This is a genomic window from Colwellia piezophila ATCC BAA-637, from assembly GCF_000378625.1.
Lineage (GTDB): Bacteria > Pseudomonadota > Gammaproteobacteria > Enterobacterales > Alteromonadaceae > Colwellia > Colwellia piezophila.
Genome location: NZ_KB905170.1, coordinates 96,635 through 109,736 on the forward strand (window position 1 = coordinate 96,635; position 13,102 = coordinate 109,736).

The window sequence follows — 13,102 nt, forward strand, 5'->3', positions numbered from 1 at the left end:
ACTAAAATAAACTTATCATCGGTTTATTTTTCTTTCTGTTCAGCTTTCTATTTTGGCGAAACAGGCTGACAGTTTAAGCTCAACAGCATTAATTCACGTAACGCTACCGAGAATTTAGCGAAGTCATGAGACTGTCCTATCTTAAAGTCAGCTAAGATATGCTTCCAACGTGCAAGTGGTTGCTCATTCGTGTCGATCCATTCAGTCAACAATTGCTCTAAATCTTCAAATTGGGCATCACATTGACAACGTAATACCACTGACGTTAATGAACGCTGCTGCCAATCTAACTCTTCTCTAAATGAGGCACGAGCAAGTGCTTGCCAATGATTTGCCACAGGTTGGCGAGTAATTTGGTCTAAGAACCAATGTAACTCTAGGCGTGCACCCAGTTTGAAGTATAAGCTTGCTGCTTGTTCAACAGTACAGTTATTTTCCTGAGCTACTTCGGCAATATCCATAGTTGAAAATAACGTGCTTAAGTGAGATAAACGAATCGCAATGACTTTCGGAACACCGGCTTCTATTAAGTCATTAGCCACACGTTGCAATGATTCAACTTCATCACTGATCATAAAGCTGGTTAGTTTTTCAGATAAGATAGCAAAAGTAGGTTGATACAAAGCTATTGACTGTGCAATTGATAGTGACTTATTACGATGACGCAAGAACCAACGAGTGACACGACGAACGGTTCTACGGTACTGGAACAACATTTCAGTTTGAATAGCGGTAGATATTTGATTGTCTAACACCTCAATTTGTTGCCAATATTCACCCAATTCGAACACTGCACTAGCGATGGTGTAGCAATTTGCGATTTCAGCAATACTGGCACCCGTTTCTTCTTGCATACGATTAACAAAGTTAAAGCCCATGTCATTACCAATTTTGTTGGCAAGCTTAGTCGCAATAATTTCTGCACGCAGTGGATGCTGTTGCATTTCCGCTTGATATTTCTCACGTAACTGTCTAGGGAATGCTTCTACCAATAAAGTATTATGGTAAGGATTATCCGTGATTTCAACATGCACTAAATCATCTTTTAATACCATTTTACTGTAGGCAAGTAATACTGAAAGTTCTGGACGTGTTAGACCTTTACCTTGTGCTAATCTATCGGCAATTTCGTCATCATCAGGAATAAATTCTAAACTGCGATTTAATTTACCTGCTCTTTCCAGTTCATGAATAAAGCGCACTTGTTCTTTCAGTTGGCTAACACCACGCATGGCAGTAATAGATATTGAATGCGTTTGACGATAACAATCATCAATAACAATATCGCCAACTTCTTCGGTCATATCACCGAGTAACTTATTACGTTGCTTAACGGTTAAATCACCGTTTTGTACTAAGGTATTGAGTAAAATCTTGATGTTTACTTCGTTATCAGAGCAATCAACACCGCCGGCGTTATCAACAGCATCGGTGTTTAAACGACCACCGTTAGCGGCGTATTCAATACGACCTAATTGAGTTAAACCTAAGTTACCACCCTCGCCCACTACTTTAGCTTTTAAATCTACACCATTGATACGTAAAGTATCATTAGCTCTGTCACCTACTTCAAGGTGAGTTTCTTTAGAGCCTTTAACATAAGTACCAATACCACCATTCCATAATAAGTCTACTTCCATCGTTAAAATGGCTTGCATCAAATCAGTAGGTGCCATGCTCTGCTTTTGTGTACCAATCATTTTCTTAATTTCTGGTGTTAACTTGATTGATTTTACATGACGACTGAAGATACCACCGCCTTTCGAAATTAGCTCTTTATTATAATCTTCCCAAGTACAACCTGGTAAGTTAAACAAACGCTCGCGTTCTACATAAGAGCTTGCCGCTTCTGGGCTTGGATCAATAAAGATATGCATGTGGTTAAACGCTGCTTGTAAGCGAATATGCTTAGACAATAACATACCGTTACCAAATACATCACCGGCCATATCACCAATAGCAATACAGGTAAAATCAGTGCTTTGACAATCGATGTCCATTTCTCTGAAATGACGTTTAACAGACTCCCAAGCACCTTTTGCTGTGATACCCATCGCTTTATGGTCATAACCTACACTACCACCCGAAGCAAAGGCATCACCTAACCAGAAATTATATTCAGCTGAGATAGCATTGGCTATATCAGAAAAAGTTGCGGTACCTTTATCAGCAGCAACAACGAGGTAAGCATCATCTTCATCAAATCGCACTACATCTTTAGGTGGTACAACTTCACCACCAACAATATTATCCGTAATATCTAATAAAGCACGAATGAAGGTACGGTAGCATTCTTTACCTGCTTCAAATATTTCTTGACGTGAGCCATTGGGTAATTGTTTACAAACAAAACCACCTTTCGCGCCTACTGGTACGATTACTGTGTTTTTAACTTGCTGGGCTTTTACTAAGCCAAGAACTTCAGTGCGGAAATCTTCACTACGGTCAGACCAACGTAAACCACCACGGGCCACTTTACCACCGCGTAAATGCACACCTTCAATTTGTGGTGAATAAACAAAAATTTCAAACTTTGGTACTGGCTGAGGCATTTCGCTTATTAACTCAGGAAGTATTTTAAATGAAATGTATGATTTATCGCCTTTAACTGGGTCTGCTTGGAAATAGTTAGTTCGAATAGTCGCGTTAATCATTTCAACAAAGCGACGGATAATGCGGTCATCATCTAAGTTAGCAACATTATCAAGTGAACTTTCAATTTCAGCTAATAATTTGTTTGTCGCTTTTTCTTTCGCTGTAGGCGTTGATTTACTTTTAGGATCAAAACGTAAAACGAATAATTTAATCAATAATTCAGCGATTTCTGGATAACGAGAAAAGGTGTTCTCGATATAACTTTGGCTAAAACGACCGCCAATTTGACGTTCATATTTAGCAAATGCACGTAAGATAGAAACTGCACGACCTTCAAGGCCAGCACCTAATATTAGACGGTTAAAGCCATCATCTTCTAAATCGCCATGCCATACTTTAGCGAAGGCATCTTGGAAAAGCGTTCTTACTTTATAGAGATCAAACTTACCTTCACCGGTAAGATACATTGAAAAGTCTAATATCCAGTTTGTTTCACCGTCTGCAGTTTTGATTGCATAGGGTCTTTCACCGATAACACGCAAACCAAAATTTTCTAACATTGGTAACACATCACTCAGGTGGATAGGCTCACCTTTGTGAAATAATTTAAGTTTTACAAAACGGCTATTTGCTTTTTCTTCTAATGGTTGATAGAAAAGCATTTCAAAGTCATTTTCAGGGCTGATCTGTTCAAGCTTTTCAATATCAACAATAGCAGAGCCAGGTAATACTTCATCTTTATAGGCTTGTGGAAATTTCACATATTTTCGGCTAAGCGCTTTAGCCGCAGCTTCACCACGATTAGCCCCCAAAGCACTGACTAATTTATCATCCCAATTACGGGCTGCTTCATTTAAATTCTTTTCAATTTCTTTCACATCAATATCTGCTTTAGTTGAGTTGACTCGAACAATATAATGGGTTCTGGCATGAACCGACTCGGAGAAGAAGGTGGTAAATTCAACATCTTCGCTACTACCAAATACTTCTTGAAGTAGTTTTTGCGTATCCATACGTAATTTAGTGTTATAACGTTCTCTTGGCACGTAAACCATACAAGAATAAAAACGGTCAAATGCATCCCGACGCACAAATAAACCACAATAATCACGTTCTTGCATCTGTAAGATACCGGTCACGTTATGCAATAATTCTTTAACCGATGATTGTAAGATCTCATCCCTTGGATAGGTTTCTAAGATATTGATCAGTGTTTTGTAGTTGTGGGTGCCTTTAGCAAAAGGAGACGCCTGACAAACAGCCATGACTTTAGAGCTAATTAGCGGTAGATCTAATGCACTATTTGTATAATAAGCAGAGCCGAACAAACCAATAAAGCGCTCTTCACCAATAACATTACCGTTATCGTCAAAACGCTTAATACCAATATAATCTAACTGCGCTGGTCGATGCACACGAGAGTTAGAATTGGTTTTGGTTAAGATGAGGTGATTTTGACCTAGCGCTACTTCTCGGCCAGTTTCACTAAGGCTTGAGACCAAACGCGATTGCGATCCTTGAGAGTTTTTCATCAATCCAAGGCTTGATTCTACATTCGCTTGTAATGAAATATCACCTTTAACAGCCTCAACGTCATATGAACGATACCCCATCAGGGTAAAGTTGTTAGCGGCCACCCAAGTTAAGAAATTTAAGGTATCTTCTTTTTGGGCTTTAGTGCCTGGATACTTAGATTTTTTAACATCTCCAATGATCTTTTTTAAACAAGATAACATCGGTTGCCAGTCGCTTACCGTTAAGCGAATATCTTCAACAACAGACAATAGGGTATTTCTAATATTGTCCAACTCTTCTTGAGTCGATTGACGGTCAATTTCAATTAGAAAGATTGTTTCTTCAGAGCTCGCTTTTATTTTAGTATCAACAATTGCGGCTAACTCAGTTACATCCAATTTATTATCGCGTAGGATTTTAAGTGGTGCATTGAGCATCATGTGTGGCGACAAACCTAAACGATTTAATGCAATACGAATCGAGTCGACTAAAAATGGCATGTCTTGAATAATAACTTCGATAATCGTATGACTAGACTTCCAACCATTTTTACTTACCGATGGATTGAAAACATGGATAACGGGGGCGTCATCTTTATGTTCATTAAGGGAACTCCATAAGCTTAAAGCTGCACCATACATATCACTTTCATTGCGGTGATCGAGGTCTAGTGATGACATGTTGCCATAAAGTAAGTTGGCAAATTGCTCAACTAAAGTAGCGGTATTACCATCTACTTTTTGTTGGATAAGTTTTGCTACATTGCTAAGTATAACCGAGGGTGAACCGTTTACTAACGCCATGAATGTTTCCTTTTCCTTGTAAAAAGAAAGCTTGAAATAATTAATTTTAATCTTGATAAAAGCATTGTTTAAAGTAATTTTATACTTAAAGACACTTTTATAGTTAAATTTTTTATAATTTGTATATCAGAATAGACTATAGAAGGTGATTTTATGAATAAATTTAGGCTTTTGCGAGTGTTTTTTTGTATTTTTGTTGGATAACTTTCAACAGGTAGATCAGTAAACGACCCGTTTAATTTACAGTTAACTACTTTTATGCAGTTATGCTAAATAGATACTGGTTAATTAGCATTATTATTGTTTATTTATGCAATAACACCCCGTGACATTCGTTTATTCTTTACTAAAAAAAAACATCAAATTAAATAGTTTACTATCTAATTTGATGCTTATTGTCACTTTCTGGTCAACGGGTCAAACGGTAACTGTATTTGAGCTAACTAAGTTACCTTTCCGCGGGTAGTGGCTAACCATTAATAAGACGTTTTATTTATTGTGTCTATTTTTTAACCTTTTTCTTATCCGCCCATAAAAAGGCGGAAAGTGCCGGTAAAATAATAATGGCAGCAAGCATATTAACTAAAAACATAAAGGTTAATAATATGCCCATATCCACTTGGAACTTCAAATCAGAAAAGAACCACGTTGAAACACCGATAGCTAAGGTTAATCCGGTAATAAGTACCGCACTGCCACGCTCTTTTAATGCGGCGAGATAAGCATCATGCACATTCAAGCCTTCTTTCAACTTCGTACTCATGGTTGACAGTATATAGATGCCGTAATCAACGCCAATACCTACACCTAAAGCGATAACAGGTAAAGTAGATACCGTTAAACCAATATCAAGGGCAGTCATTAGCCACTGAGCTAAGGTAGACACCAAATATAAAGGTACCACGACAACTAAAGTCGCTTTTACGCTTCTAAAGCTAATAAGACAGAGTGCAATAACAGCGCCATAAACATAAAGCATCATCGGTAATTGAGCTTTTGCTACCGCTTCATTCGTTGCCGCCATAACACCAACTGGACCTGAGGCAAGCTTAAATTGTACATGTTCACTGCCTAATTCTTTCGCGGCCGTTTTAACTGCATCAATAACGGTATTGATTGTTTCCGCTTTATGGTCTTTCAAGAATAAAATTACCGGCATAACACTACAATCAGTATTAAGTAGGCCACTGGAAGAAGGAACTCGCGCGATAGATTGTACCAGGGTATGTTGATTACGAGGGATAACACGCCATTTCGAGTTGCCTTCATTATAACCGGCATTAACCAATTTAGAGATTGACGCTAAACTAACCGCTGATTGCACACCTGGCACGTTTTCCATCCGCCATTGGAATCTATCTATCGTGGCCATCGTGTCATAATAAGTACAAGCATTGGGGGTCGTTTCTATAATAATTGACATGTAATCAACACTGATCGCGTACCTGTCGGTAATTAAAAAAGTATCTTGGTTATAACGAGAAGATTCATGCAATGCCGGAGCTCCTGCATGCAACTCACCTATTTTCAGTCCTTGTCCCTTGTAAACAGCAACCACAAATAAAATCGCAGAAAATATCAGTATTATCCTAGCCGGACCTTTAGTAGCAAAACTTGCCATAAACGTCCAAACCGCACTTTCTTCACTCAACTGCCCTACTTTAGCCGTGGTTTTTATTTTGGTATAAGACAGTAATATTGGCAGTAAAACGAGGTTGGTTAATATGATCATAGCGACACCAATTGACGCCGTAATGGCCAGCTCTTTTATAATACCAATATCAATGGAGAGTAGCGTTAGAAAGCCTACCGTATCTGACACTAGTGCCACACCACCGGGGATAAGCAGAGCATTGAAACTGGCTTGCGCTGCTAGTGCAGGTGTTAAACCCAAGGCCACTTTTTTAACCACTGAGTTTATCATCTGTACACCATGACTCACGCCAATAGCAAAGACTAAAAACGGGATTAAAATCGACATAGGGTCAAGGCCAAAACCTAACGTTGATAACATACCCATTTGCCAAACGACAGCAACTAACGAACAAAAGATAGGAAGAATAGTTAAACGGATTGAGTGGCAAAAAAGATAAACCATGACCGCGGTAATGGCGATGGCAAGTGCAAAGAATAACACCACGCCTTTAGCACCCTCGGCAACATCACCGACCATTTTTGCAAAACCGATAATATGAACCGTGATATTTTCGCGCTCAAATTCTTGGCGTATTTCTTGTTCTAATTTTTTTGCTATATCAAGAGTATCTAGCTTTTCCCCAGTATCCGGATTGAACTCTAGTAACGCAGCTTTTACCATTGCACAACTGTAATCATCGCTTACTATGCTACCAACGATACCGGCTTTTTCTATATTAGCTTTTACAATGGCCAGACCTTGTTTTGTCGCTTGAAAGTCTGCGGGGATCACCGGGCCACCGGCAAAACCATCTTCAACCACTTCAACAAAGCGAGTACTCGGCGAGAATAGTGACTTCACTTGAATTCGATCAACACCAGGGATGAAGAATAACTTATCGTGGGCACCTTTTAGTGCATTAAAAAATTCTGGATTAAATATATCGCCACGGCTATCACAGACAGAAATAAGGATATTATTCGCGCCACCAAAATTTGCCCTATGTTTAAGATAGGTTTTCATGTAACTGTGTTTAAGCGGTATATTTTTAGTAAACGAGGCATCAAGCCTTATCTGAGTGGCTTGAAATAGGAAAAAAACGCTGGTGATAACAAATAACATCAACACAAACAGTTTATGGCGAAATAGGGCTACTTCAATACGACTAGCCAGAGAAATTTTCATAGTAATATATTCCGAACTTTATTATTTTTAAATATTATAGGTATCTTTCAGGTAACACCGATTTATGTTTTAGGTAAAACAAGTACTTTGATGCCAACATCAGAAACAGCCAATAATTTACCTTTAAACCAAAGACCCGCAATGAGAGGTTTGCCGTCATGTTGAGTTCTTTGGGTAAAAGTCTCACCGTCATCATCACTAATGAGTAACATGCCGTTATTGCCAAGAATAAAAATACGGCCATCATCAGCAAAGACGATATCATTAAGTAGTGCTGTAGTGCCTGTTGGTACTTCCTGCCATTGCTGGCCATTATTTATGCCACGAAAAACATGACCACGTAAACCGACAACGAGTAATTTACCGTTTTGCGTTCGAGCAACAGAGAAAAATGATCCTTGATAGAAACTATTAAATTTCTGCCAACTTTTACCAAAATCATTACTTTTTGCTAGCAATCCCGTTTCACCCATTAAAAACAAGCTACGGCCATCTTGTACTAAACCGTTAAAATGCGGCAAGATAAACGCTATCTCATCTAAGTATGCTTCTTCATCTTCTGCTTTAAGGTCATTAATATAATCTACATCATCAGCCAATAAAAACTCTTGATGAAACTCGCTTTGCCAACTTTTCCCACCATCATTACTACGGAAAAATTGTCCATATGCTCCCACCGCAATGCCCTCCAGTTCATTTTTAAAATGAATACCTAACAAGGGTTTCTCTAATTCGGGTAAATAGAGTTGCACGTGCCAGTTAAGGCCGCCGTCTTGACTATGTAATATTGTTGCATCATGTCCAACAGCCCAACCCAAGCGATCATTTAAAAAATACACGCTAGTTAATGTTGCCTGAACCGGTACATTCGCTTGTTGCCAACTTTCACCATCACTGGAAAGTAAAATATGGCCATGTTGACCGACCGCCACTACTTTGTCCTTGCTAATCTTGGCAATGTCTAACAATAACGACTTAGCAGCTAATGCTGATTTGGTGGCAGGCGTTGTGCTTGCCTCTGTGACTGTTGTGTTATCAGCACTAACAGGCGAAAGGGAAATAAAAGATATAACTGCAAAAAAAACCAATAAACGCATAAAAAACTCTTTCTCAAATTTTCTGAAAATAAAAATAATAATACAAATAAAGCAAAAACATAGTGTTCAATTTAAATAACTAACCATTAAATTGCACACTAAAAAAAACGGCTAACATGTGTCAGCCGTTCCTTGGTACTGGTTATCTACGACCTTCACGTCTAAGCGCTGCGGGAGTAAAATCTCGCTCGTTTAATTTTTTAGAAAAGTCATACATTTTCGTTTCGTTATCTAAGCCGATGGCGATATAACGACGAGATTGTAAATCATGATAAACATCAAGAGTTGACCAAAGTGTTGGTACCTCATAATAATTGATAGCATGGGCAACAGCGACACGATAAAGCTCATCACGGTTATCATAAATATCGGTTACCGCAATTTGCCAGCTATCTTCATCAATATAAAAGACCCGCTTTTTATAAATATGACGGGTATTTTCTTTAAGGTTCGCTTCAACGACCCAAACACGATGTTTTTCATAACGAACGAGGTCAGGATTGATATGACCCGGTTGTATAATCTCATCATAGCTAACTTGATCACTATGAAGACGATAGTCATTGTAAGGAATAAGCAATTCTTGCTTACCTTTTAGTGTCCAGTTATAACGGTTTGGCGCGCCATTATACATATCGAAATCATCGGTAGTTCTCAAACCATCTGCCGCTGTTCCTGGGGCATCATAAGCAACATTAGGTGCACGTCGAACACGGCGTTGACCGGTATTATAAGTCCAAGCTTGACGAGGGGTTTTAATTTGATCCATCGTCTCGTGTACCAACAATGCCGTTCCAGCTAAACGCGCAGGCTCGGTGACTTTTTGCTTAAACTTGAATAAAATATTGCTTTCTTCAAGTTCCTTGGGTGTTGTACCTTCAGTACTGTAAGGTATTAACATTGTTTCTTTTAAACCAACGTAAGTATAACTTCCTGATGCCGTTGGTGCTGCTTGACCCGCTGAACGGGTAACCGATTCACCACGATAACGTAAGGTATGATTCCAAATAGCTTCCAAGCCGTTAGCCGGGAACGGGAAAGGAATACCAACAGCAGCTTGTTTTATACCATTACCATTTTCAACTAACTCAGTACGTGTCGCATTGTCTTTAACCGCTTGATAAACATGCTCAGGATATGAAGCACTTCGGCGCGTTTGATAGACATTCATTTTATACGTGTCTGGATAAGTCTCGAATAATTTAACTTGCCCAGGCGTTAGTAACGCTTTGTGCTCTGCAACATTACTTGCAGTGATAGTAAATTTAATTTTATCATTCGGAAATGGGTCCATATGATGATCACCTGGAGTATAACCCGCTGGTGCTTTAGTAATGCCCCCTTCCCACTTAGGGATTGAACCATCTTCATTGGCTGCACGAGTAGCACCCATTGGTGTTAGTTCTGATGATAATTTTGCTGCTTCATCGGCGGGAACTTTAGCTAAAGCACCTGCAGATAAGACCATAGAGATGGTCAATGATAATAATGTGACTTTATTCATGTTATTTCTCATGAGTTATGCCTTAAATTAGATTGAATAACTTACGCTGAAAGATACATAATCGCGATCTTCCATTTTATTGGTAGTGCCAACGCCACCGAAGAAACTGTTATAGGTTAAATCTGCTGACCAAGTGCTTTGATAATCAAAGTTCAAGCCTAAAGACACTGACTTTCTCTCTTCAATAAACATAAACAATGGATCTGGCGTGATACCTTTAACATCGTGAGAAAACACAAGACGTGGCGACATATTGATACCCGCTACAACGTTGGTGTAATCTAACTTAGCAACCGCGCGGTAGCCCCAAGCAAATTCTGTTGGGAATGGGTTAGTTTCAGTACCACCTTGTAATACGTGCATAAGGCCACCGGTGCTGCCACTTCGAGCAGTACCTGGACCATTTAAACGCAATTCACTTTGATCCGGCATATCATTGATATTAATGCCACCAACTTCAATAAGGCCCACTAATTGACTGGCACCGAATGTTGGTCCAAACAAATGTGTTAAGGTCATTTGTGCTTGCACAGTATCTGATAAAATATAACCTTGTGCTGTTTGGCCCGGCTGATATGGCGTACCGTCAGCTTGTACCATTTGTGAAACACCATCTAAAGCGGCATATGCTGGGTTACCAGTATTGGCAAGTTGCTGTGGTACCGCAGCAAAAAGCAATTCAACATCATCAATTTGCAATGGTTCGTCTTGGCGGTAACTTACTTCACCGGCCAAAGCGGTAGTCCCAATAGTGGTATTAAAACTTAACGCATACATTTTAATGTCTTCAGGGTAATCTAACTCAACACGAGAAAAGGTGTTTAAGTCGGTGTAGTTATCTTCAGTAATTGTTGTGCTTGCTAGCATACCAATATCACCAGCAATTGTTTCCTGGCTGAAATCTGCTGTTACCCCAGAAAATATCGGCCTACGGCTATGATAATTCACATAATACAAACTAAATTCTGTATCATTTAACTCTGGGATAAACCAAGATAAACGTAAACCGTATTGGCCACCATCATCGGGGTCATTTTCAGCTTTTGAGCCGGGCGCACGAAGCGTCAAATTGCCAGCATAAGCAGAATACATTTGCCCTGCCTGCTCTGGTGAAATATGACCTGCTTTAACTGCTGCACCAATTTCATTTAGACCTGACATTAAGTAATCAAGGTTCATATCAGGATTACCGCCAAAACCTAACTGGACATTATTATATTGTCCACCATCACCGGCAAAATCATTGGTAGAGAAGTAACTACCCGGCGGTGGTAGCACAGTTTTTTCCCAATCGTATTGATAAAAAGCTTCAATGTTGAAATTATCAGTTACGCCCAATGATCCCCATAAGGAACCGACCGGAATAAAGGCTTCTTTTAATTGAGCACCTGGCGCTCGTAAACGGGCAATATCAACTGCATTTATCTCACTAATACCATGAGAAATAAGGGTACTTTCACCCCAACTAATCACTTGATCACCAAGGCGTACTGAAAAAGGCATATCACCTATTTCAAAATCGCCGTATATATAGGCATCGAGTAAACGCACATCATGACAAACTTGCTCATCTGCCTTTGAGTCACGACAAGGATCAAAAACGTTACCGGTAAGTGCATTAGAGGATGCTCGGTCGTCCTTCATCATGGCAAAATCATAGAAATACATACCACGAACAAAAATACCGACATTTTTATAGTGAATATCTAATTCATGTACGCCTTTAAATATTTTAGAGAAACTTTCACCGGCATTGTAGTTTAAATTACCAGCATCACCATTGGTAGAATAGCCTCCTTCACCTTGTGCCCAAATATCTTCTTTCGATGGCGAGGGAGAAAATATGGAATAATTGCTAAAATCTAGACCATTATTAGGGTTATTAGACTTACCTACATTATCATTCCAGTTTCTATTTTCTGTCCGCCAACTTGAGCCTAGGCTAAAAGTAGAATCAAAACTGATCTCTACATCACCTAGCTCCCATCTTGCTGCTTGAGCAGTATTAACCATTGAAGTTAGTACTGACAATGAAAGTGCAGCAGCAATACCTACAGCTAAAGGTTTTTTGGCAAAGCCATGTTGAGGCTTGTTTTTCATCTATTCTCTCCCCTGTGCAAAATATGATACTAAAAGATAAAAGTTCAGCGAAAATTCATCTTCATATATGTAATCAAAAGTTAGTTTTTGTTTTATTGTTTATCTAACGGCAACAATAATTACATCATTTCACTTAGGTAGCAAGCGTAAAAGTTAGAGTTAAAGCGCTATATTTTAGTGACTTGCATCGAACTAGCCGGGAGTTTTAATACGATGTTTTAAACTAGCGTTTAAAAACGAAACATTAAAAAACCTAGTTTGTTTTATAAGTAGATGAAATAAAGCAAATTTGTCAGCAATGCGACTAGATACGCATGTTTAAAATGGTCAGACCACTGTTTCAAGTCTTTACTCTAATCAAGCAGTAAATAGCGGGTTATTTGAGTTTAACTAAGGATAAAAATTTATTATTTTGGGTCTTTAAACAAAAATCACCCTGTATACCACTAGCGTTAAGGTGTTTTCGTAAATGCATGGCGGGAAATTGAACTTTTGTGCCCAGTGTCGTTGTTACCACCACATTTTGAATAGTGCCTTGATAATAGGGTAAGAACTCAGTGGCAGAGACATTGAGGCTGAAATAGTATGTCATGGTTTTATATTTTATATTTTATATGAAGGTAACGCTTGCTAGCTTGTTTACTAAAAGATATTAAACAAACAGCAA

General features: G+C 38.9%; 6 protein-coding genes. All 6 read right to left on the reverse strand.

Features of this window, described 5'->3' with window-relative positions:
* Positions 1–47: 47 nt before the first annotated feature.
* The 6 genes from F580_RS0117550 to F580_RS0117575 all read right to left on the reverse strand — a co-directional run bounded on the left by F580_RS0117550 (position 48) and on the right by F580_RS0117575 (position 13,027).
* Positions 48–4,913: an NAD-glutamate dehydrogenase gene (locus F580_RS0117550; RefSeq protein WP_019029061.1), complete on the reverse strand. Its 4,866-nt coding sequence runs from the start codon at positions 4,911–4,913 to the stop codon at positions 48–50.
* A 502-nt stretch (positions 4,914–5,415) separates the two neighbouring features.
* Positions 5,416–7,734, reverse strand: coding sequence for an efflux RND transporter permease subunit (locus F580_RS0117555; RefSeq protein ID WP_019029062.1), 2,319 nt, complete (start codon positions 7,732–7,734; stop codon positions 5,416–5,418).
* A 62-nt stretch (positions 7,735–7,796) separates the two neighbouring features.
* Positions 7,797–8,831, reverse strand: coding sequence for a WD40/YVTN/BNR-like repeat-containing protein (locus F580_RS0117560; RefSeq protein WP_019029063.1), 1,035 nt, complete (start codon positions 8,829–8,831; stop codon positions 7,797–7,799).
* 142 nt (positions 8,832–8,973) lie between these two features.
* A complete protein-coding gene (locus F580_RS0117565) occupies positions 8,974–10,347 on the reverse strand; it encodes a DUF1329 domain-containing protein (RefSeq protein WP_019029064.1) in 1,374 nt (457 codons plus the stop codon).
* Positions 10,348–10,362: 15 nt separating this feature from the next.
* Positions 10,363–12,435 (reverse strand): DUF1302 domain-containing protein, encoded by a 2,073-nt coding sequence (locus F580_RS0117570; RefSeq protein ID WP_019029065.1) that lies wholly within the window; start codon positions 12,433–12,435, stop codon positions 10,363–10,365.
* 376 nt (positions 12,436–12,811) lie between these two features.
* Positions 12,812–13,027 (reverse strand): DUF2835 domain-containing protein, encoded by a 216-nt coding sequence (locus F580_RS0117575; protein WP_019029066.1) that lies wholly within the window; start codon positions 13,025–13,027, stop codon positions 12,812–12,814.
* Positions 13,028–13,102 lie beyond the last annotated feature (75 nt).